The 20,982-nt window shown below is 55.6% G+C and carries 26 protein-coding genes and 1 pseudogene; 6 read left to right on the top strand and 21 right to left on the bottom strand.

Annotated features, from left to right (window positions below; genetic code table 11):
- Positions 1 to 58 precede the first annotated feature (58 nt).
- Positions 59 to 784: an acetoacetyl-CoA reductase gene (gene phbB / locus ATO67_RS06510; protein WP_067645847.1), complete on the top strand. Its 726-nt coding sequence runs from the start codon at positions 59 to 61 to the stop codon at positions 782 to 784.
- Between the two features lie 149 nt (positions 785 to 933).
- Here the strand turns inward: phbB and ATO67_RS23250 are convergent, their stop codons facing one another.
- A complete protein-coding gene (locus ATO67_RS23250) occupies positions 934 to 1,281 on the bottom strand; it encodes a hypothetical protein (RefSeq protein ID WP_173645924.1) in 348 nt (115 codons plus the stop codon).
- Positions 1,282 to 1,303: 22 nt separating this feature from the next.
- On the opposite strand from ATO67_RS23250, the gene bfr reads away from it, so the two are divergent.
- Positions 1,304 to 1,795 (top strand): bacterioferritin, encoded by a 492-nt coding sequence (gene bfr / locus ATO67_RS06500; RefSeq protein ID WP_067646222.1) that lies wholly within the window; start codon positions 1,304 to 1,306, stop codon positions 1,793 to 1,795.
- A gap of 55 nt (positions 1,796 to 1,850) precedes the next feature.
- On the opposite strand, the gene ATO67_RS06495 is transcribed toward bfr, so the two are convergent.
- The 14 genes and pseudogenes from ATO67_RS06495 to rplU form a co-directional block, all read right to left on the bottom strand.
- On the bottom strand, positions 1,851 to 2,363 hold the full coding sequence (locus tag ATO67_RS06495) for an RNA pyrophosphohydrolase (protein WP_067645845.1): 513 nt from the start codon (positions 2,361 to 2,363) through the stop codon (positions 1,851 to 1,853).
- Positions 2,364 to 2,413: 50 nt separating this feature from the next.
- Entirely contained in the window at positions 2,414 to 3,607 is a 1,194-nt protein-coding gene (locus tag ATO67_RS06490) for a divergent polysaccharide deacetylase family protein (RefSeq protein ID WP_067645843.1), read from the bottom strand.
- A 66-nt stretch (positions 3,608 to 3,673) separates the two neighbouring features.
- The gene (locus ATO67_RS06485) at positions 3,674 to 5,005 is read right to left on the bottom strand and encodes a S41 family peptidase (RefSeq protein ID WP_067645841.1); all 1,332 of its coding nucleotides are present in this window, start codon (positions 5,003 to 5,005) and stop codon (positions 3,674 to 3,676) included.
- Complete coding sequence (locus tag ATO67_RS06480) at positions 4,995 to 6,395, bottom strand: murein hydrolase activator EnvC family protein (RefSeq protein ID WP_067645839.1); 1,401 nt, start codon at positions 6,393 to 6,395, stop codon at positions 4,995 to 4,997. The genes ATO67_RS06485 and ATO67_RS06480 overlap by 11 nt, the downstream gene beginning before the upstream one ends.
- 131 nt (positions 6,396 to 6,526) lie before the next feature.
- Positions 6,527 to 7,009 (bottom strand): 23S rRNA (pseudouridine(1915)-N(3))-methyltransferase RlmH, encoded by a 483-nt coding sequence (gene rlmH / locus ATO67_RS06475; protein WP_067645837.1) that lies wholly within the window; start codon positions 7,007 to 7,009, stop codon positions 6,527 to 6,529.
- Between the two features lie 102 nt (positions 7,010 to 7,111).
- Positions 7,112 to 7,599 (bottom strand): annotated as a pseudogene (rsfS, locus tag ATO67_RS06470) (ribosome silencing factor).
- A gap of 49 nt (positions 7,600 to 7,648) precedes the next feature.
- Entirely contained in the window at positions 7,649 to 8,233 is a 585-nt protein-coding gene (locus tag ATO67_RS06465; protein WP_082760182.1) for a nicotinate-nucleotide adenylyltransferase, read from the bottom strand.
- Between the two features lie 42 nt (positions 8,234 to 8,275).
- The gene (locus ATO67_RS06460) at positions 8,276 to 9,562 is read right to left on the bottom strand and encodes a glutamate-5-semialdehyde dehydrogenase (RefSeq protein ID WP_067646219.1); all 1,287 of its coding nucleotides are present in this window, start codon (positions 9,560 to 9,562) and stop codon (positions 8,276 to 8,278) included.
- On the bottom strand, positions 9,555 to 10,724 hold the full coding sequence (proB, locus tag ATO67_RS06455; RefSeq protein ID WP_067645832.1) for a glutamate 5-kinase: 1,170 nt from the start codon (positions 10,722 to 10,724) through the stop codon (positions 9,555 to 9,557). The genes ATO67_RS06460 and proB overlap by 8 nt, the downstream gene beginning before the upstream one ends.
- A complete protein-coding gene (obgE, locus tag ATO67_RS06450) occupies positions 10,721 to 11,788 on the bottom strand; it encodes a GTPase ObgE (RefSeq protein ID WP_067645830.1) in 1,068 nt (355 codons plus the stop codon). The genes proB and obgE overlap by 4 nt, the downstream gene beginning before the upstream one ends.
- 178 nt (positions 11,789 to 11,966) lie before the next feature.
- A complete protein-coding gene (locus tag ATO67_RS06445; RefSeq protein WP_067645828.1) occupies positions 11,967 to 12,548 on the bottom strand; it encodes a GNAT family N-acetyltransferase in 582 nt (193 codons plus the stop codon).
- A complete protein-coding gene (locus ATO67_RS06440) occupies positions 12,545 to 13,177 on the bottom strand; it encodes a GNAT family N-acetyltransferase (protein WP_067645827.1) in 633 nt (210 codons plus the stop codon). The genes ATO67_RS06445 and ATO67_RS06440 overlap by 4 nt, the downstream gene beginning before the upstream one ends.
- 131 nt (positions 13,178 to 13,308) lie before the next feature.
- Entirely contained in the window at positions 13,309 to 13,578 is a 270-nt protein-coding gene (rpmA, locus tag ATO67_RS06435) for a 50S ribosomal protein L27 (RefSeq protein ID WP_045230877.1), read from the bottom strand.
- Positions 13,579 to 13,619: 41 nt separating this feature from the next.
- Positions 13,620 to 13,934 (bottom strand): 50S ribosomal protein L21, encoded by a 315-nt coding sequence (gene rplU / locus ATO67_RS06430; protein WP_045230876.1) that lies wholly within the window; start codon positions 13,932 to 13,934, stop codon positions 13,620 to 13,622.
- A 329-nt stretch (positions 13,935 to 14,263) separates the two neighbouring features.
- On the opposite strand from rplU, the gene ATO67_RS06425 reads away from it, so the two are divergent.
- Positions 14,264 to 14,704, top strand: coding sequence for a metallopeptidase family protein (locus ATO67_RS06425; RefSeq protein ID WP_045230875.1), 441 nt, complete (start codon positions 14,264 to 14,266; stop codon positions 14,702 to 14,704).
- A gap of 19 nt (positions 14,705 to 14,723) precedes the next feature.
- Here ATO67_RS06425 and ATO67_RS06420 read toward each other — a convergent pair whose 3' ends face one another.
- Together ATO67_RS06420 and ATO67_RS06415 are read right to left on the bottom strand one after the other, a co-directional pair.
- The gene (locus tag ATO67_RS06420) at positions 14,724 to 14,930 is read right to left on the bottom strand and encodes a DUF1737 domain-containing protein (protein ID WP_062452936.1); all 207 of its coding nucleotides are present in this window, start codon (positions 14,928 to 14,930) and stop codon (positions 14,724 to 14,726) included.
- Positions 14,927 to 15,838 carry an HpcH/HpaI aldolase/citrate lyase family protein gene (locus ATO67_RS06415; RefSeq protein WP_067645825.1) on the bottom strand — a complete coding sequence of 304 codons (912 nt, stop codon included), beginning with the start codon at positions 15,836 to 15,838 and terminating at the stop codon, positions 14,927 to 14,929. The genes ATO67_RS06420 and ATO67_RS06415 overlap by 4 nt, the downstream gene beginning before the upstream one ends.
- A 111-nt stretch (positions 15,839 to 15,949) precedes the next feature.
- On the opposite strand from ATO67_RS06415, the gene ATO67_RS06410 reads away from it, so the two are divergent.
- The gene (locus tag ATO67_RS06410; RefSeq protein ID WP_067646216.1) at positions 15,950 to 16,186 is read left to right on the top strand and encodes a hypothetical protein; all 237 of its coding nucleotides are present in this window, start codon (positions 15,950 to 15,952) and stop codon (positions 16,184 to 16,186) included.
- A gap of 225 nt (positions 16,187 to 16,411) precedes the next feature.
- Positions 16,412 to 16,945 (top strand): inorganic diphosphatase, encoded by a 534-nt coding sequence (gene ppa / locus ATO67_RS06405; RefSeq protein WP_067645823.1) that lies wholly within the window; start codon positions 16,412 to 16,414, stop codon positions 16,943 to 16,945.
- Positions 16,946 to 17,029: 84 nt separating this feature from the next.
- On the opposite strand, the gene ATO67_RS06400 is transcribed toward ppa, so the two are convergent.
- Complete coding sequence (locus tag ATO67_RS06400; protein ID WP_082760187.1) at positions 17,030 to 17,320, bottom strand: YggT family protein; 291 nt, start codon at positions 17,318 to 17,320, stop codon at positions 17,030 to 17,032.
- Between the two features lie 401 nt (positions 17,321 to 17,721).
- Here ATO67_RS06400 and ATO67_RS06395 point away from each other — a divergent pair, with 401 nt between their 5' ends.
- Entirely contained in the window at positions 17,722 to 18,150 is a 429-nt protein-coding gene (locus ATO67_RS06395) for a FliM/FliN family flagellar motor switch protein (RefSeq protein WP_067645819.1), read from the top strand.
- Here the strand turns inward: ATO67_RS06395 and ATO67_RS06390 are convergent.
- The 3 genes from ATO67_RS06390 to ATO67_RS06380 are packed head-to-tail and all read right to left on the bottom strand — an operon-like array spanning position 18,122 to position 20,981.
- A complete protein-coding gene (locus tag ATO67_RS06390; RefSeq protein ID WP_067645817.1) occupies positions 18,122 to 18,889 on the bottom strand; it encodes a glutamine amidotransferase in 768 nt (255 codons plus the stop codon). The two genes, ATO67_RS06395 and ATO67_RS06390, sit on opposite strands and share 29 nt — an antisense overlap.
- Positions 18,879 to 19,370, bottom strand: coding sequence for a tellurite resistance TerB family protein (locus ATO67_RS06385; protein ID WP_067645815.1), 492 nt, complete (start codon positions 19,368 to 19,370; stop codon positions 18,879 to 18,881). The genes ATO67_RS06390 and ATO67_RS06385 overlap by 11 nt, the downstream gene beginning before the upstream one ends.
- 18 nt (positions 19,371 to 19,388) lie before the next feature.
- Positions 19,389 to 20,981, bottom strand: a complete 1,593-nt coding sequence (locus ATO67_RS06380) for a heme biosynthesis protein HemY (RefSeq protein ID WP_067645813.1) — start codon at positions 20,979 to 20,981, stop codon at positions 19,389 to 19,391.
- Between the last annotated feature and the right edge of the window lies 1 nt (position 20,982).

Raw genomic sequence — 20,982 nt, 5'->3', positions numbered from 1 at the left:
TGAAATGCCACTTTGAGACATCTAAAGGCTGACGAAGTTGAACACAGGAGGCCTTGAGATGAGCCGGGTTGCGTTGATAACGGGCGGTACGAGCGGTATTGGTGCGGCCATTGCCAAGGTATTTCACGCCGGAGGCTATAGGGTCGCGGTCAATTACGCTTTCACGGAAGATCGCGCAGAGCAGTTTCGCCGCGAAACCGGCATCCCGGCCTATTGCTGGGACATCCGGGATTATGATGCCTGCGTGAAGGGTATCGCGCAGGTCGAAAGTGATCTCGGTCCGATTGAAATTCTGGTCAACAATGCCGGGATTACCCGTGATGCGATGTTTCATAAAATGTCGCCGCAGCAGTGGCGTGAGGTGATCGATACCAATCTCACCGGTGTCTTCAACATGACGCATCCGATATGGCCCGGCATGCGTGAGCGTGGCTTTGGGCGTATCGTCAACATCTCCTCGATCAACGGCCAGAAGGGCCAGGCGGGCCAGGTCAACTACTCGGCTGCCAAGGCAGGCGACATTGGGTTTACCAAGGCGCTAGCGCAGGAAGGTGCTTCCCGAAACATCACCGTCAACGCAATTTGCCCCGGCTATATAGGGACGGAGATGGTGCGAGCCGTGCCTGAAAACGTGCTGAATGAGCGCATATTGCCGCAAATCCCTGTCGGAAGGCTGGGCGAACCGGACGAGATTGCGCGCTGTGCGCTGTTTCTCGCTGCCGATAATGCTGGCTTCATCACCGGTTCAACCTTGACCGCAAATGGCGGACAGTATTTTGCGTAACGCTATAAATCAGTAAACTTTCCGTGATCTCGTATATGGATTTCGCTACGTTGACAAAAACTTGAATGGATAAAAACGTCTGCAAGCAGATGCTAACCAAATGATATCACGACAGTTTTTGTTAAGTTTAGAACGAGTCTAATACTTGTTCAGTACATGCTGCTCATCTTTTTCTTGACACTCACTATCCTGTTTTGGTTTAAGAATGAAAACAACGTGTTGCGCCACACAGGCAATGAACCATGCTCGTCTGCAGCTGTAATTACATCACCGATAACGACATCCGCGATGTCATCAACGAGATGCTTGATGACGACTGTTGGCAGCTTATCGTGCCGTCCAAGGTTTACCACGCAATGGCCAAACGCGGTCGTTGTTGTGGTTGTTTCCCGACCGTTGTCGAGCTGATTATCAAGACAACAGAAGAATATCATGCCCGTCGGCACTCGACGGAGGCCGATGTTTTTGATTTTATGTCCCGCCTGAGACAATTGCATGAAGACAACAGGAGAGCGGACATTGAAAGGCGACACAAGAGTCATCGAGCAGCTTAACGAGGCATTGTTCCTCGAACTCGGTGCGGTCAACCAGTACTGGCTGCATTACCGACTGCTGAACGACTGGGGCTACACAAAGCTCGCCAAAAAAGAGCGTGCCGAATCCATCGAAGAGATGCAGCACGCCGACAAGATTATCGACCGTATCATCTTCCTCGAAGGTCATCCTAACCTCCAGACCGTTGCGCCCCTGCGCATTGGTCAGAACGTCAAGGAAGTGCTGGAAGCGGATCTTGCAGGCGAATATGACGCACGTGCGGCTTACAAGAAGTCCCGCGATATCTGTCATGACGCCGGCGACTATGTTTCGATGAAGCTGTTTGAAACGCTGATGATCGACGAAGAAGGTCACATCGACTTTCTTGAAACACAGCTCGATCTTCTCAACAAGATTGGCGAAGCCAAATACGGTCAGCTCAATGCTGACTCTGCGGATGCCGCTGAGTCTGAGTGAGCTACTCGTTGTAGAATTGAAAAAGGCGGCACTCTTGCCGCCTTTTTTGTTGAGATCATTTGCCGGCCAAATGCCGGAATTCCGCAACGACCTGCTCGTAGACGCCGCGCTTGAAGGGCACGATCAACTCCGGCAGGCTTTCCATCGGCTTCCACGCCCATTCATCAAATTCGGCCTCGTGACCCGTCGGTGGTGGATTGATCTGGATTTCGCTTTCATCGCCTTCAAAGCGAAACGCGAACCAGCGTTGCGCCTGACCGCGATATTTGCCTCTGAGGCCGACGCCGATCAACTGTGTCGGAAGGTCGTAATGAATCCAGTCTTTCGCTTCAGCAAGAAGCGAGACGGTCTTCATACCCGTTTCCTCGTAGAGTTCGCGAATGGCGGCCAGCAACGGCTTCTCACCATCGTCTATGCCCCCTTGTGGCATCTGCCAAAGCTGAGGCGAGCCGTCGAATTCGGAGTTGCCTTGAGCAATTCGCCGACCGGCCCAGACCAGCCCCTCGGCATTGAGAACCATGATGCCCGCACAGGGGCGGTATGGAAGGTCGTCGGCTTTGATCGTCATCGTGAACCTGCTCCTGAATGAAAGGGGGCCTTGGAAAGGGTGGGAGAGATTTACTGTTCAGCCTTATCGGACACAAGCGCGGAAACGCCGACGATCTCGATGCCACGCCCTGCTGCCTCAACCGACCATTTGGAAATGGCGGCAATGCTCTCATCGAAAGCGGAGGCAACGCCGATAGCCGAGCCATTGCGGCGAGCTATTCGCTCGAGATCATCGAGCTTGCGCAATATCGATGCTTCATTCACCTGATCGTCCAGCTGCATGTCAGCAAAGCCTGTCGGCGCCGACAGCGCCTTGGCGATGGAGGCTGTCTTGGATTGAGCAGAGGAGCCATCATCGAGGAACAGCAGACCACGCTTTCCGATGTCATGCATAACCGGCTCCAGCGTCTTTTCATCCGCCATAAGGCGACCACCGAGATAATTCATGACGCCGGTGTAGTTGGTGATCTTTGCCATGGACCGGTGCAGGCGTTCGAGATTGATCTTGGGCGGATCGGCAATAAGCAACGTATCTGCCCCAGGATTAGTGCCGGGGTAGCCAAAGGGTTCGAACGGGACCTGAAGCAGAATTTCGTGGCCCTCGCGGCGGCTTTCCTGCATCCAGCGCTGCAGGCTGTTGCCACTGGCGGCAAAACCAAGCGTTATTTCCGGAGGTAGATCGCGGATGGCCTTTTGCGTTCCTGTCTGGCTGAGCCCTAGGCCGCCGACGACAATGGCAATGCGTGTGCCTCGGGCGCCGGACCATGGCCGGGCATATTGCTCCATGGGGCGAAGCCCATCGGTGCCGACCTTTGGAAGCCGACCAAATGCGGTATCTTCCAGCAAATCCTCATTGGGCTGCGCCGCAATGCGCAAATCCTGCCCGTAAGTCTGTCCGGTCATCAGAACCGGGTCGTCGCTGTCGCGGGTGCGCGGTGAGAAGACCGATACGACATTACCGTCCGGCATGGTGTTTTTCTGGACGTTTGCACCCGAGCGGCCGCTCTGAGGTGAAAGGCCACTATCGACCTTCGCAGAGGTCTGACCCGTTTCATTGACGGTCGGTTCTGCATCTTTCAGCGCGACATCCGGGGCAGTGGAGCTGCCCTCAAGATTGCCCGGGGACATGGCAGTATAAACGGATAAGCCACCAAGGCCCAAGGCTGCGACAATCATCGCGCCAAGCGCAGAAAAGCGCCGAACTGATCCGGCGCTTTTCTTTCTCTGTCGACCCATGAGCGGTTTGCGCAGGTCTGAAGACAATGATCTATCCGTGACTGACTGATCGCTGGGAAAACAGACATGGGGCAAGCCCCATGTGCTTCAAGCTTACTGCTTGTTGTTGACCACAGCCTTATCAGGGTTTGGCGGGAAGGATGGGTCCGTTTTGGTGCCGTGGAGCAGATCCATCGCGTAGTTGAGCTGGATATCGTCCTTGGCTTCCGGCGGAACGTAAGCCGCGGAACCTGAACCTTCATCCGTCTCGCTCTGGCCCTGAATATGGCCGCGCAGGCTGGATTCACCTTCTGCGCGGACACGTCCCTGAAGCTCTTCCGGCAGAGGCTGATCGACCTTGATGTCAGGCGTGATGCCTGTGCCCTGGATCGACTTGCCAGACGGCGTGTAATAGAGCGCCGTCGTTAGACGAAGCGCGCCGGTGTCGCCGAGCGGAATGATCGTCTGGACGGATCCCTTGCCGAAGGAACGCGTGCCGACAACCGTTGCGCGGCGAAGATCCTGAAGCGCGCCAGCCACGATTTCCGACGCAGATGCGGAGCCGCCATTGACGAGAACGATAACCGGCTTTCCGTCCGTCAAATCGCCAGCGGTGGCGTTGAAACGACGGGTTTCCTCGGGGTTGCGGCCGCGGGTGGAAACCACCTCGCCGCGCTCCAGAAATGCGTCTGAAACGTTGATCGCCTGATCGAGCAATCCGCCGGGGTTGAGACGCAGATCAAGGACGTAGCCCTTCAGCTTGTCGGCTGGAACGTCTTCCTTAATCTTTTTGATCGCTTTTTCGAGATCGTCATAGGTTTTTTCCGTGAAGGAAATAACGCGCAGATAACCGATGTCGCCACCTTCGACACGCGATTTGACGGCGCGGACGGCTATGATTTCGCGCATGACGGTAATGTCGAGCGGCTTATCCGCGCCTTGGCGGATGATGGTCAGCTTGATCGGCGTCTTGACCGCACCGCGCATCTTTTCAACGGCCTCTTCAAGCTTCAGGCCGCGCACAGGGGCACCGTCGATTTCGGAGATATAGTCGCCAGCAAGAATGCCTGCTTTGGCAGCGGGCGTGTCGTCCATTGGCGAGATGACTTTGACCAGCTCGTTTTCCATCGTAACTTCGATGCCGAGGCCACCGAATTCACCCTTGGTCTGGGTGCGCATGTCGGTTGCATCCTGAGCATTCAGGAAGCTCGAATGGGGATCGAGCGAGCTCAGCATGCCGTTGATGGCGTTCTCAACAAGCTTCTTGTCATCGGGCGGCGTTACATACTGGGCACGCACACGCTCAAACACGTCACCAAAAATCGACAGCTCCTTGTAGGTCGAAGGACCGGCAGCCTGTGCCGGCATGCTTGCCGAATAGATAACGCTCATCGCTGTGGCACCCATAAGTCCACCGATGATGAGAAGCGAAGCCTTACGAATCATTGCGCGCCCTTCCAGTATTTTTCGCGGTCCACCACGGTTGAGAATCAACCGGTACACCGTCTTTCCTGAATTCAATGTAAAGTGTCGGTCTGTCAGTTTCCAGCGCCAATGCAGCGGCACTGGCTACTCTTTTCGTACCCATGGAGGCAATAGGCTCGCCGGAGAACACAAACATGCCCTGCCTTGTCCTCACATTATCCATGCCTGTCAGCACCAGATGATAACCGTCGCCTGCGTTGAGAATAATCATCCGGCCGTAACTGCGAAATTCACCGGCAAAAACCACGAAACCATCGGCGGGCGCTGTTACCAGCGCCTCGGGGCCAGTCGCCATGACCATTCCCTTGGAAAAATGCCCGGTTCCGTCAGCATCGCCGAACCGCCTCAGCACATCTCCGGAAACCGGCAGCGCCAATTTACCCTTCAGACTTGAAAATGGATATGCGGGCGCAATGCGGTTTTTATCGGGCATTCCGGCCTCGGTCTGAGCCTGCAATTTGTCCCGTTCCGCGGGTGGTAGAGAGGCTATCCGCTCCTGCTCCAGGCGCTCTTTTTCCTTGGCCTCCCGTACTGAGGAAATCTCGCTTTCGAGAGATGAAACCAGTCCTTCAAGACTAGTGGCCTTGCCCGCAAGCTCTTCAGAACGCTTGCGTTCTGCGTCCAGTTCGCTGGCCGTCTGGCTGTTGCGTTTCTCGTTTTCCAGACGCAGCAGATCCAGCCGCTTTTCCTCTTCGAGGCTTGCCGTCATGGTGCCTGTCAGTTGCTCTTTCTCAAGCGCAATCGCCTGACGCAGATCGGTCAACTCTTTGAGAGCGGAGATCAGCTTGTCGGTTTCGCCGCGAATGCCCGGAACAACTGCGCCCAGGAGAATGGCGCTTCGCACCGATGCCAATGCATCTTCGGGTGAAACGAGAAGAGCGGGAGGTGGGTTGCGGCCCATGCGTTGAAGGGCAGCGAGCACTTCGGCCAACACGCCGCGTCTTTCCCTCAGGGATGTTTTGACCGCATCTTCACGAACACTGAGCTTGGCAAGCCGGTCTTCGCCATCGCTGATCTTGCCTTCGAGGTCCTTGCGGCGCCCGGCCGAGGCAATCAGTTCATCCTTAATCCGGGCCGTATCCTGGTTGAGAGCAGCAATGCTGTCCGCAAGCTGGCGAGCCTTGTCTTCGGAAAGGCCAATACTATCGACAAGTGCCTGAAGATCTTCGCGGTTCTGGTCCCGGCGCTTTTCCAGTGCACCCAGTTCGTCGGGCGGAAGGGTCTCGTGTGCCAGAGTTGGTGGCGCGTCCTCCAGCGCCATGGCGCGGTCACTCGGACGGGTGATGATACAGGCAGCAAGGAGCAAGCCCGTTAGGACCACCCATCTGTGTCTGCCATCTCTATTTGCCATTGAACGTTAAAACCGTCGAAAAGATTGGCGACCATACGCTGCTTCGCCTCTTCGCGCCAATAGGCACCCTTCGCTTGTCCAGATGATGGCAAATTTTACGTCTGGTGGTGTTGCCCGAAAACTTAGGCGCGTCAGACGCGGTGGTATGGATGACCCGACAGAATGGTAACGGCGCGATACAGCTGTTCGGCAATCAGGATGCGCACCAGCTGGTGCGGCCATGTCAGTTTTCCAAGGCACAAGATGACAGTTGCTTTTTCATGAAGCGAGGGATCAAGTCCGTCTGCTCCACCGATAGCGATGACCAGATCACGCTTGCCGCCATCACGAAGATTTCCGAAAAGCTCGGCAAAAGCTGGACTATCGAGCGCCTTGCCCCGTTCGTCCAGAAGAATGAGAGCGGCACCATCGGCCAAATGCTTTTCCAGCATGGCGGCTTCTTCACGCTTTCGCGTTTCAGCATTCGATGCACGGCTTTCTGCGACCTCGATAATGCGGGCGAATTCCAGCCCGATTGCCGGGCCGGTTTTGGCAAAACGGTCGAGATAGCGGGATGCCAGTTCCTTTTCAGGGCCGGATTTGAGCCGTCCCACCGCAAAAATTGAAATCCGCATTCACACATCCATCCATATCGCAAATGTTGCCAGTTGCGCTCTTATCAGGACAGGCTGCGGATTCCTATGCAGGGTAATGCAAGCATCACCTGAGAAGCCGCATCAGTGCAGCGTTTCTTCCTCGATATCGGGAGCGGCCCACATCTTTTCGATGTTGTAGAACGCTCGGACTTCGGGACGGAACACGTGAATGATGACATCACCAGCATCGATTACGACCCAATCGCCGTTTTCGAGGCCTTCAATGCGCGAATGGCCGAAGCCCTCATCCTTCATGTCGGACATGAGATGTTCGCAGATTGCCGAGACATGTCTGTTGGAGCGCCCGGAGACCACAACCATATAGTCTGCAAGCGCCGATTTTCCGGCAATATTCAGGTAAACGATGTCTTCTGCTTTGGAGTCCTCGACACTTGCGAGGACGGTTCCGAGGGCACGACGGGCAGCATCAACGCCACTCTCCATGCTCTTTGGGATAGCGCTGAAAGCTCTTCCCTTGGTGTGTACTGTTGTCAGTGGTTTTCCTTTCCGAAATGACAAACCAGATACTGCGCGACGCGATTCTGTACGCCACAGGATAAAGTTGGCATCAAAGCGTTAACTTTTCAAGATGTGGGCGAAGGATGCACCCAGCATACTTCATCTATGCTCGTTGCGAAGCGCCGTGGAACTGAGAGTCGAGCGAGGCCCGTGAATGAAGATCCAGGCCGGTGCGGTCTTTGTCCAAAGAATACCGGCGTCGTCCTCATCCACTCGGGCATGGCTGTAGGCCTGCGCCATGGTGGATGAGAGATAGGCAAGCGTAGCGCCCGGCCTGTCAATGACGGCGATGGGGAAGGTTTCGGCAATCTTGCGCCATTTCTGCCAGCGATGAAAGCTGCGCAGATTATCGGCACCCATGATCCAGATGAACCGGACATGGGGGTTCTTCGCCTTGATCAGCCGAAGCGTGTTGGCGGTATAGGTCAAGCCGAACGTTTGTTCGAACGCGGTGACCTTGATCCGCGGGTCGGAGATCAATGTCTCACACGCGTCTATCCGCGATTTCAAAGGCGCCAGATCGGCTTTGTTTTTTAGAGGATTACCGGGCGTTACCATCCACCAGAGCTGATCAAGCCCCAGACGTCGCAGCGCAATTTCGGCAACCAACGCATGGCCGGCATGGGGCGGATTGAACGAGCCGCCGAACAAGCCAATTACCATGCCGCGCTCGGTGTGCGGCATGGTCAAGTAGCGCTTGTCTAATCCATGATCCGCGGTCAAATATCAGGCCCGGGTCTGGCCGGTGCCATGCACACGGTATTTGAACGAGGTCAGTTGCTCGACGCCGACAGGCCCACGCGCATGCATCTTTCCAGTGGCGATGCCAATTTCAGCCCCCATGCCGAATTCTCCACCATCGGCAAATTGGGTAGAGGCATTGTGCAGCAGAATGGCCGAATCAATCTCGTTGAAGAAACGTTCGACTACCTCTGTGTCTTCAGCGATGACTGCCTCCGTGTGATTGGAGGAATATTTGCCAATATGTCCTATGGCACCATCGATGCCGTCCACCACAGAGACCGAAATGATGGCATCGAGATATTCCGTGCGCCAGTCCTCTTCCGTGGCTGCTCTTACGCCGTCAACGGCATCAAGAACAGCTTGCGACCCGCGCACTTCGCAACCGCCGTCAATGAGTATTTTGACCAAGGGATGCAGGTGCGTGGAGACAGCGGCGGCATCAACGAGCAGTGTTTCAGCCGAGCCGCAAATGCCGGTGCGGCGCATCTTGGAATTCAGAACGATCGCCCGTGCCATGTCGATGTCAGCAGATTTATCGACATAGATGTGGCAGATGCCTTCCAGATGCGCAAAGACAGGAACGCGGGCTTCTGACTGAACGCGCGCGACGAGGCTTTTGCCGCCGCGTGGCACGATGACGTCCACCGTGCCACCTAGCCCGCCCAGCAGACTGCCTACCGCAGCGCGATCTGTTAACGGCACGAGTTGAATGGCATGCTCTGGAAGTCCGGCCATCTTCAGCCCTTCTACGAGGCAGGCATGGATAGCACGCGATGAATATTGCGAGTCTGAACCGCCGCGCAGAATTACGGCATTTCCTGCTTTCAGGCACAGTGCCCCGGCATCCGCTGTTACATTCGGGCGGCTTTCATAGATGACGCCGATGACACCGAGCGGCGTGCGGACGCGTTCGATTTTCAGGCCATTGGGACGATCCCAGGCGGCGATGACCTCTCCGACTGGATCTGCAAGTGCCGCGATGGAGCGGATGCCCTCGGCGATACCTGAGATCCGGGCATTGTCCAGCTTCAAACGGTCGATGAAGGATGCGGCAACACCTGCAGTTTCAGCCGCCGCGACATCCCTGGCATTGGAGTCGAGGATTTTGCTTGTCGATGCCTCGATGGCTGAGGCCATGGCCAGCAGAGCGCGGTTTTTCTGATCAGCATTGGCGATGGACAACGGTCGCGAAGCAGTTTTTGCCTGAGCGCCGATGGTCATCATCAGCGCTTCAATATCATGGCTCTGCTTTACGGCCTGTTCAGGCATCGACATCATCCTTTTCTGCATTTTTTACTTTGACGGACGCGCCCGTCATTACCAGATCGTCGCGATGGATCATCGCGGCGCGACCGACGTAACCGAGGATCGCTTCGATCTCATTGGACTTGTGGCCGTTGATCTGTCTAGCCTCATCGGCATCATAACCGGCCAGACCTCGGGCAATTTCCCGACCTTCCGAACCGATAATAGCAACGGCATCGCCGCGACCGAAATTGCCCTTCACGAGCTTTACACCGGCAGGCAGCAGACTTTTGCCGGCATAAAGCGCTCTTTCCGCGCCAGCATCCACATGCAATTCCCCAGCGGGCTGTAGCTGGCCAGCGATCCACGTCTTGCGCGCCGTAATGGGCGTGCCTGACGGTACGAACCAGGAAGAGCGCGTGCCGTTCTCGATTGCTCTCAGCGGATGAAGCGTTTTTCCCGACGCGATGATCATGCCGCAACCGGCAGCAGTTGCGATCTTGCCCGCATCGATCTTGGTGCGCATACCGCCGCGTGACAGTTCAGATGCTGCCCCGCCCGCCATGGCCTCGATCTCGGGCGTGATTTCGGCAATCGTGTCCAGAAAACGAGCATCGGGATCAAGATGCGGCGGTGCGGTGTAGAGACCGTCGATGTCCGACAGCAGGACGAGAAGGTCAGCGCCGGTCATCGTCGCCACGCGCGCCGCGAGACGGTCATTGTCGCCGTAGCGGATTTCAGTCGTCGCAACCGTATCGTTCTCGTTGATGATCGGGATGGCGCCGATGTTCAAGAGCTGGTTGATGGTGGCGCGCGCATTGAGATAACGGCGGCGTTCTTCCGTATCCGACAATGTCAGCAGGATTTGCCCGGCAATTATATTGTGCTTGGAGAGGCTTTCAGACCACGCCCGCGCCAGCGCAATCTGGCCGACCGCCGCTGCTGCCTGGCTTTCCTCAAGTTTCAGCGCGCCGGAGGGCAGGCCCAGAACGGTGCGACCAAGCGCGATGGCCCCTGATGAGACGACCTGCACGTCCGCACCATTGGCTTTCAGCGCCGCGATATCGTCACAGATCGCATCCAGCCATTCCTTTTTGAGGCCGCTTGCACGATCAACCAGAAGGGCAGAGCCGATCTTGATAACGATGCGGTGGTGGCGACCGAGGGGCTTTCGCGCCGTTGTCATAGGCGGTCGTCTCCATCCTCGATCTCGTCGTCTACCGGCATGGAGCGATCAGGCATAGCGGTATCGCCGCCATGGCTGTCAGCCACGATGATATCACGAAGCTGACGAAGGGTTTCGAGCATTCCGATATGGGCAGCAGCAGAGAGAAGAAGCGGCGGGCGACCACAAGCTTTTTCCAGTTCCTTTGCCTTCTTCTTCAATTCCTTTTCGTCCAGCACGTCGATCTGCGAAAGTGCTACGATTTCAGGTTTGTCCGTCAACCCGCCGCCATAGGCAGCAAGTTCCCGTTTGACGGTTTTATAAGCTTTGCCGACATTTTCTTCCTGCGCCGAAACGAGGTGCAGCAGAACACGGGTGCGCTCAACGTGACCAAGGAAACGGTCGCCAATACCAACGCCTTCATGCGCCCCTTCGATCAGGCCCGGAATATCGGCCAGAACGAATTCGCGCCCGTCAATCGTGGCAACACCCAGATTTGGATGCAGCGTGGTGAAGGGATAGTTGGCGATTTTTGGGCGCGCGCGCGTAACGGTCGCGAGGAACGTAGATTTGCCCGCATTTGGAAGACCGACCAGACCTGCGTCGGCAATCAGCTTCAGGCGAAGCCAGATCATCTTTTCCTCACCGACAAGGCCGGGGTTGGCGTGCGTCGGGGCCTGGTTGGTGGAGGACTTGAAATAGGCATTACCGAAGCCGCCATTACCGCCGGCAGCCAGACGGAATCGCTGGCCTTCCTTGGTCAGATCGATAATCAGTGTTTCATTGTCTTCTTCAAAAATCTGCGTGCCAACGGGGACGCGCAACACCACGCTGGCACCTTTCGCGCCAGTGCGGCCCTGACCCATACCGTGCTGGCCAATTGTGGCCTTGAAGTGCTGCTGGAAGCGGAAATCGATCAGCGTGTTGAGGCCATTGACGACCTCTACCCACACATCGCCGCCGCGCCCTCCGTCACCGCCATCGGGGCCGCCAAACTCGATAAATTTTTCGCGCCGGAAAGACACGGCACCTGCGCCGCCATCACCGGAGCGAATGTAAACTTTTGCTTCATCGAGAAATTTCATCGTCTTGGCCGTTCTGTCAGCTTAGTGGCAATTCCAGCAAAGGTTTGCGGACTTGCTTTTTAAAAAAGGATCTGTTGCTCCAAATATAGGTGCAGGCTCTCAAGGTCAAAGATTATCGTGGTGCAGGTGCCGATTGGGACAAGGCCGGTTTGATGCAACCGGCCTTGTTTCATGCTGTTTACGGTCGCGGCTTTTGAAAAGCCTTTGCCGTCAATGCGGTATCCAGATGCGTCACCATGCTTGCCCGCGCAACAGCGTAGATTTCATGGCATCCGATGATCTGAAAACCGAGCTTGTCCTGTACCCGCAGCGATGCAGGGTTATCTGCAAACACGCCGGAATAAAGCACATCTGCGGGCATCTGCTTAAAGAAGTGCTCGACCACGCCAGCCACCGCCTCGGTCATGTAGCCCTTGCCCCAGTGGACGCGGTCTAGCCAATATCCGAGACGCCACTCGTCATGAAGCTTTTCGATCGAGACAACCCCGATCAACGTGTCATCGCCGCAGGTGATGGCAAAATCCCAATCCGGTAACGTTCCGGATGTTCGCAGGATGAGCCACTCCAATGCATCCTGCTTATAATAGGGAGCCGGAACACGCGCGAGCATGCGCGTGACCTGAAAGTCGCTGAGAGATTTTGCGATGCTTCCAGCATCCGAAAGGCGCTGCGGGCGCAGCACCAGACGGCTGGTTTGCAGCGTCGGGCAAACATCGCCCGTCTTTGCCCGCTGTTGAGTTATCGCGTGAGCCGTTCTCATCGTGTATCTCCCCAGCTTCTCAGCGAGACCCAAGTCTTGCGATCCAGCCTGTACCATTCGACGGGTACCATGCCGCCGAGTGCCAACGAACCGACCATGCCGGAACCCTGAAGCTGGAAACCGCACTTTTGTATGACCCGGCGTGAGGCGATGTTGGTGACCCGGCAGCGCGCATCGATCTGCTCGATGTCGCGGGTGCGAAACGCCATGTCGATCAGGGCGTGGGCAGCCTCCGTCGTATAGCCGTTATTCCAATAGCGCTCGCCCAGCCAGTACCCCATCTCCAGGGTCTTGCGGTCTTCCTGCGGTTCCAGCCCGCAGCAGCCCATAAACTCGCCGTTCTCCATGCGGGTAATCGCATAGACGCACTTGCCAATCTCGCCCACTTTTGCACGTCGCACGAAATCCGCGGCATCTTTGGCCGTGTAAGGGTGCGGCATACGCGACACCATGGTCGCGATATTGGCGTTGTTGGCAAGATGGGCAAGGGCGTCAATGTCTTCTTCGTGAGGCGCGCGCAAAACGAGCCTTTGCGATAATAAGACGGGGCAATCGCTCCTTGACCGGTCAGGTCTCGGCCGTTCTTCGGGTGACCGTGATTGGTCTTCCCTTAACAATTCAGCTTGCATGGTTCAGTCCCTCCATGAGGTTAAGAAAAAAGGGGAGTTGGGTGATGCCCCAACTCCCCTTTTTTAAAGACTGAACCTGTTACGTCGTCAGCCGGGTCATTGGGACACCGGCTGCATATGACGCGACCGGCTTATTCTGCGGCTTCCGCTTTCGGTGCTACAGACACGTATACGCGGCCATTGCCCTTCGAGCGGAAGGACACGTTGCCGGCTGTCAGCGCGAAAATCGTGTGGTCTTTTCCCAGGCCAACATTGGCGCCGGGATGCCACTGCGTTCCGCGCTGGCGCAGAATAATGTTACCTGGAATGACGGCTTCGCCGCCGAACTTCTTCACGCCAAGGCGCTTGGAATTCGAATCGCGACCGTTGCGCGATGAACCGCCAGCTTTTTTATGTGCCATTGGATTTCTCCTTTAAAACCTGGTTTCCCGTGTCGCGCCGATTAGGCAGCAACGATGTCCGTGATACGGACGACGGTGTGATGCTGACGATGACCGCGCGTACGCTTGGAGTTCTGACGACGACGCTTCTTGAAGGCGATGACCTTCTTGCCGCGGTTGTGTTCAACAACTTCAGCCTTAACCGTTGCGCCTGCAACGAAAGGTGCGCCGAACTGTGCGTCAGCGCCAACGCCGATCACGAGAACTTCGGTGAATTCTACAGTTGCGCCAGCGTCTGCTTCCAACTTTTCAATTGTGAGCACGTCGTTGGCCGCTACACGGTACTGCTTACCGCCGGTCTTGATGACTGCGAACATTTTTTACCCTTTCATGTTCGTTCCGGCTCTGCCCGCAAATGCGGTCTGGCCGTCTTTTTATCAGTCGAATAGCTTGGATTCTGGAGGCTGAATGCTTCTTGAAACCGCGCCGGTGAAACCGCTTTTGACAAAGCGATGTGAACGGAAGACGCAATACGCCCTCAATTTCACGTGCCGGATACGCGAGCAAGCCGTTTCTGTCAAGGTCGCGAGGGGGTGGAAAATAACCCGGTGGCCCAAGAATCTCGTGGGATTTCACCACTTGTGGCAAACAGGCCTCGAAATTTCATCGGCAAGGGTTTATATGGGCGTCTCAACAAGGAGCAGAAATGGCCCGCATAGACAAAACCGACGATTGGCGGGATCGCCACGCGCCGACACTTTCAGCGTTCGAATCGCTTGCCATCGAGGCATATGGCCATTTGCCGGAAGAGTTTCGCGCGCTGACCAAGGACCTGATCATCGAAATCGCGGATTTCCCGACCGATGAAGTGTTCGAAGACATGGCGCTTGAAACGCCGTTCGATCTGCTTGGTCTGTTCGAAGGACGCGGCATTTCAGAGCGCTTCACCATGGAAACCGGTGAGATGGTCAATCGTATCATTCTGTACCGCCGACCCATACTGGATTATTGGGCCGAAAATGAGGAGACGCTGGGCGACATCATCACCCACGTTCTCATCCACGAAATCGGTCACCATTTCGGCCTGTCGGATGATGATATGGAGCGCATCGAAGAAAGCGCCGACGAGGCAGCGACGGATCGTTGATCCGCCGTTGCCAAGGGCCTTATTGCTCGCCCAACTTCATATCCGGGTGATATTCTTTACCTTCGACCGTCTTGATTACGGGCTGTCCGCAGTGCATCACGCCTGTTGCCGCATTAAAGGCGTAGGTCGGTGATCCCGCCAATTCCCAGCCCTTGTTGAGTGCTTCGGTAACGCGGTGACAGAACTTTGCGTCATCCGGGCCGGTGATAAAGCGATAGACTTTCATGGTTTTGCTACCTTTCGTTTGGCAATGATTTCAGCCATGGCAACCAGCCTCTCAGCTGGCCCCACGTGCAGCCGTTCAATCATACGCCCGTTGGAATTGATAACGTTTAATCCGGCAGATCGTGGGTTTTCGAAAGCAGCAATAATCTCGCGTGCTTCTGACAATGCCTTCTCATTCGGGGCAAAAGCCCGATTGGCGGCTTCGACCTGGGCCGGATGGATCAGCATCTTGCCATCGAAACCCATGGCGCGTCCCTGTTCGCATTCTGCCGCAAAGGCGTCGAGATCGCGAAAATCATTCGATACGCTGTCAATAATCTCCAACCCGTAGGTGCGAGCAGCAAGGATGACCTGCATCAGCCATGGTACGAGATATGTACGGCCCGACTGGGCAGGCACGCGGGTCTCCTTGCGTAAATCGTTGAGGCCGATAACGAAACCTCCGAGCCGCGCGCCTGTCGTATGACACGCCTCGGCGATAGCCGCGGCATTCAGCACACCTTTGGGTGTTTCGATCATTGCCCATATCTTCAGGCTATCCGGAGCATCCGATTCCGCCAGCAGATCGGCCACGTCGTGGATATCTGTGGGTTGCTCGACCTTTGGCAGAAGGATCGCGTCTGGCTTGCAAGCCAGGGCCGCCTTGATGTCCTTCTGTCCGGCCGTGGTTGCGACAGAATTGATGCGGATGATCGCCTCGCGACCTTCTAACGGGAAGTTTTCGAAATATGTTGCGAGATTGTTTCTCGCCTCATCCTTCATCTCCGGTGCGACTGAGTCTTCCAGATCGAAAATAAAGCCATCACAATCCAGCGTCGCGAGTTTCGCAAGTGCGCGTTGATTAATAGCGGGTACAGAAAGGAGTGAACGGCGTGGGCGCGCAGTATTGTTAAAATAAAAATCGACCATGCCGCACTTGTGTCAACCTTTTGTGACATTCGCAAGCTTACAGATCGTGGAAAGCCTCTTGAAAGCAGCGGAAAGAAGGCCCACATTCGTCTGGACAGAAAGGTTTGGATCATGCAGGGCATACGTACATTCTTCATCGCGGCTTCCAGCATTGCAATTCTGGCTCTCGCAGCACTTTTCACAGCTTCCTTGACGATCGCGCTCGTCGGCACCCTTGCCGTACTCAGCGTGGCGCGTCTTTTTTCCGCCCGTCTCAAACCCGCTCCCATTCCTGTCCAGCCGCGCAATCGCGAGCAGCAGAATATGCGAGTATGGAATGACGGTCGCGGGACCATCATCGACCTTTAAACATTCGATCGTGTAAAGGACCGGCGGCTGCAATTTTGCGGTCGCGGATGTGCTTGATCTAGCTAGCGTGAGCTAGCCCTACGTTCTGAAAATTCGTCAAATCTCAGCAGTGTAAACGCAGAATTCGCTCTTGCCGTTTTGCCGCAAAGCGTGATGCCGTGTTGCCAAACGGCGACTTTCCCAGTATCGACGTGCCAGTCCAACCCACCTAATCGAGGGAAGCGAATGCGTATCGATGCTATTTCTATCGGCAAGAACCCGCCGGATGATATCAATGTTATTGTTGAGGTCCCGGTTGGCGGCCACCCGATCAAGTACGAGATGGACAAGGAAGCGGGCGCACTGGTCGTTGACCGCTTTCTCTACACTCCGATGACCTATCCAGGTAACTACGGTTTCGTACCGCACACCTTGTCAGAAGATGGCGATCCGATCGATGTGTTGATCTGCAATACACGCCCGCTGGTTCCTGGCTGTGTGATCAACGTACGCCCAATCGGCGTGATGATCATGGAAGACGATGGCGGTAAGGACGAGAAGATACTGGCGGTGCCATCCCCCAAGCTGACGCAGCGTTACGACAAGGTTCAGAACTACACTGACCTGCCCGAGATCACGCTGAAGCAGATCGAACACTTCTTCGAGCACTACAAGGATCTGGAGCCCGGCAAGTGGGTGAAGATGGGTGGCTGGCAGGACGTTGGCGTTGCCAAGAAGCTCATCGTTGAGGCTATCGAGCGCTACAAGTCGCAGGCCTGATCTTAAGCTTTCAATATCTGTTCAAATAACAAATCCTCCGGGTCGCAATCGATCCGGAGGATTTTTTATGTCGATAGGGACGGCTTAGGCGACCAGCGGATAGATCGTATTCCACATGAGCGAGCGGATGAAGAAAATCAGAAGCAACAAAATGATCGGCGAAATATCGATGCCACCGAGGTTCGGCAGAATACGACGTATCGGTCGCAGGGCGGGCTCGGTGACATTGTAGAGGAAGCTGCCAATCGCGCCTACGAACTGGTTCGAAGAATTGATGACATTGAAGGCATAGAGCCAGGAGAAAATGGCGCTGATAATCAGCACCCAGGTATAAAGGTTTAACGCCAGATCGATTGTCTGAAACAGGGCAAGCATCAATGTCTCCATATCGTTGTTGGGTGACATTTAGTCATTCGCACGGCAACCGGCAAGTGCCGTTGATTTGAAGGTGTTTTCACACAGCAGACGTTGGTTTTTCGAGATGCGCGGAACAGGCGTCTTTTGTTTACATCCACCCTCAAATTGCAATCGGTGTGTCCGAATGTGTAACAGCACTTTTCGCTTTGCAAAAACGAAACTGCCTCAATTTTAAAATGTGTACCGTTTTGACGCCTTTATCGAAACTGTCTGACGTGCGAGTGCGGCTCCCTGTGGATGTTAATTCCTCGTTAACGGTCCTATCAGTGTTTTACAAATCATCCGCTATGTTGGCCGCCTCTGGGTACTACAATGGGACAGCCCTTGAAGGGTCGATTCGATTTTCCCGAGGGTTTTCCATGATGGATTCAAGTGACGATGCGGCGTCTTTCTCGTGGCCAGCGGTTGGCGCAAGCTTCAACCAGCCCTATCGGGTGGAACAAGCACTCAACTCTCCGATTTCCGGTCGCCAAGCGGTGCGAGCGCAACTCACGGATTGGGGGAAGCCAGCTCATGATAACAGTCGGGCGCTTGTCAGTTCGCAGCACACAGCCGGCAAAAGCTTTGAAGAAATTCCGTTGACGATGGAAGTCGTCATAGGCCACGCGCAGGTGCCGGTATCTGCGCTGATGTCGCTGACGAAAGATCAGGTCTTTCTATTGAACAAGCGCTTTGGCGATCCGGTCGAAGTCAGGGTCAACGGTCAGACGATAGGTCGGGGCGAAATCGTGTCTGATAACGACGACAACATTATCGGCGTCAGGCTGACGGAAGTGCTGCGTAGCTAGCTTGTGGCAAGTTCTGTGGCTGGCCTTCAAAGACCAAATCCAGAAAATGGGATAGCCAGCTTCTAAGCGGTGTGTCGAACATCATCCGGCCCTCCAGATGCTGACTGCCGACTTGAGCGTTGGGCATACCAAAACGTTCGGCGCCGCGCACCACCCAACTATGCATCATGGCGCGGGTAAGTTCAGCGTGGAACTGCAGGCCCCACGCATTACGACCGTAACGAAATGCCTGATTGGGGTAAGTCTCGCCGGACGCGAGCAGGTCTGCGCCGTGTGGTAGTTCGAAGCCCTCGCGGTGGAAATGATAAACCATTTGCGGCCAGTGCTTCATCAGAAGACGGCCTTTTTCGGTGGTTCGCAGAGGATACCAGCCGATCTCCACCTTACCCTCCCGATGTACCTGAACTTTTCCACCCAAGTGTTTGGACAGCATTTGCGCGCCGAGGCAAATGCCGAGAAAGGGCTTTTCCTCTCTCAGAGGGACTTTCAGCCAGTCTATCTCGGATTTTATGAAGGGCTCGGGGTCGTTGGCGCTCATCGGACCACCGAATATCACAGCGCCTTTATGTGCGGTTAGCGATGCCGGAAGTGCATCACCAAGGGCAGGGCGGCGAATATCAAGCCTGAAACCTTTTTCGACCAGCATTTGACCCACCCTGCCCGGGGTGGATCTCTCCTGGTGGAGAACAATCAATATACTGTCTTGTTTGTCCAGATAACGGGATGGCTCAAACAGCATCTTGCCTGTTGTCACTTTCCTCGGAAACATTCACATGCGTTGCTGCCTGCTGGCGTTGCAGTACACGGTCCCGTACCGACACGCCCAAAAGGTCTGCAACGCGCCAGATGACATGATCTTCCATTTCGTTGCGTTCGCCATCAGCATAGACGATGTCCCAGAGCACACCAACAAGTTCGACCCGCTGTTCTTCGTTCAGATGGCGTCTTATGTCCGTGGTGAAGCGATAATAATCCACCGCTTCCCGGCCAGCCTCACGGCCTGCTTCCATCAGAGCATCCAGCTTGCTGGAGCTGAGATCGTAATGCTCCTGAAGCAGTTCACGCAGACGTTGGCGTTCCACATTCGAGACCGTACCGTCAGCCTCCATCACCTGAAAGCACAAGGCGGCGATGGCAACGCGCAGATCATCGGGCGCGAAGTCCTCAGAAGAACCGCCATGCGTGAGATTCTGGAAAAAAGACTGGATACGTTCGAACATGATTGTCCTTAAATTCGATCAAAACAAATTGAGGCGGGTCTTTTCATCCGGTTCGGCATTGGGCTTCTTCACGCCTGGATCATCAGGCAAACCGCCAAAAAAGGGAACGGCGTCCTGGCGTTTTTCTTCTGGAGATGCAGCGGCCTCGTTTTTTGGAAAGGACTGCTTCTCCGCAACCACTTTGGTCTCGGTGACGATAACAGGATCGGCCACCTTTACCGGAACGGGAATCTCGATGATTTTCTCGCGAATTTGCGGTTTGGCTACATCCGGCAGGGACGATAGCGCGTGGTCGATGCCGTTGTCTTCCACGGGACCTTCCACCTGACCGAACGGGACCTTCCATTCGAAAGCGTCCAGGCGACCGGTCACCGGCGAAGCGGGTAGCCATTTTTCCGAAACGATGCCATCCGCCACCCAGGCGTGATCACGAGGTGCGCGCAGTGCCTGCGCCATCCAGTGGCGAATACGCCCCTGATCGCCTGTCTCGGCTTCCTCGATATCGGCCATCAGCAGAAAAATGCTTTCGCGTGGCTCGATCCGGGCGGCAGCTTCTGCCTTGGCGCGGGCGCGGTGGAAATCCTGTGCATCGAGCGCAGCCTTCGCAACGGCAAACAACGATTCGACATTGTTCGGTTTAAGGCTCTCAAGCCTCTCGGCCCGCTTCAGGCGGTCGACGGCAGTATCGCCGCTTCGAGCGCGCACATAAAGCTGTGCTATCTGCGGATGGGGGGATATCTTCCAGACGGGTTCCAAAGCAGATGCGGCTTTACGCAAATTGTCTTCACGCAGATAAGATCTCGCCGCGATCAGAGCTGCGGGAATGAGACCTTTGGATAGTTTGAGAGCCTGGTTGGCGTCTTCACGCGCAGCCTTCGGGTCACTTTCGAACTTCTCTTCCGCCTTCGCGGTTAAAAGAACTGCCTTCAGTCTTTCTGCCTCACCGCGCTCTATGACATGTGCCGCTTTCTGCTGATCCAGTAAGCGAATAGCGTCATCCCATTCGCCGTTGCGGGACTTGCTCTCCAACGTGGCCTGTGCGGCCCAAGGAAGATAAGGTGCGTTTCTTGCGGCGTTCTCGGCATATTCGAGAGCGGCTTCGTTGGCGCCTTGACGGCGGGCTTCCATGTAAAGGCCACGGAGACCAAGCTCGCGAGTTTCCGGGTCCTGCGCCATTGCCTCGAACTTGCGGCGCGCTGCGTCGTATTTTCCCTCTATGAGGTCTGCCTGTGCTTCCAGAAGGTGGATCAGCGGCTCCTGATCGGCGCTCAATAGCCCTTGGGTACGTGCGGTCATCTTTCGCGCAAGAATGGCATTACCCGCACCAGCCGCAATCAGGCCGGTCGAAAGTGCCTGATAGCCGCGATCACGCTTGCGTGCGCGGAAATAGCGTCGCGCTGCATGAGGAGAGTTCCAAACCGTGTTGAACAGCCACCAGACGATCATGATGGCAACGATAAGAGCTGCAACAACCGAGGCCGCTACCATAAGGCTCATCTCGATCAGCTGACCCTGCCAGACGATGGAGAGTACCCCAGGACGGTCGGCCAGCCAAGAAAAGCCAAAGGCAATGAAAAGGACGATGACGACGAAACTGATGATTTTTGTCATG

Source organism: Agrobacterium bohemicum, assembly GCF_001562555.1.
Taxonomy (GTDB): Bacteria; Pseudomonadota; Alphaproteobacteria; order Rhizobiales; family Rhizobiaceae; genus Agrobacterium; species Agrobacterium bohemicum.
The sequence above is the reverse complement of the archived record's forward strand: the minus strand, read 5'-3'. Positions and strand labels throughout refer to the sequence as shown.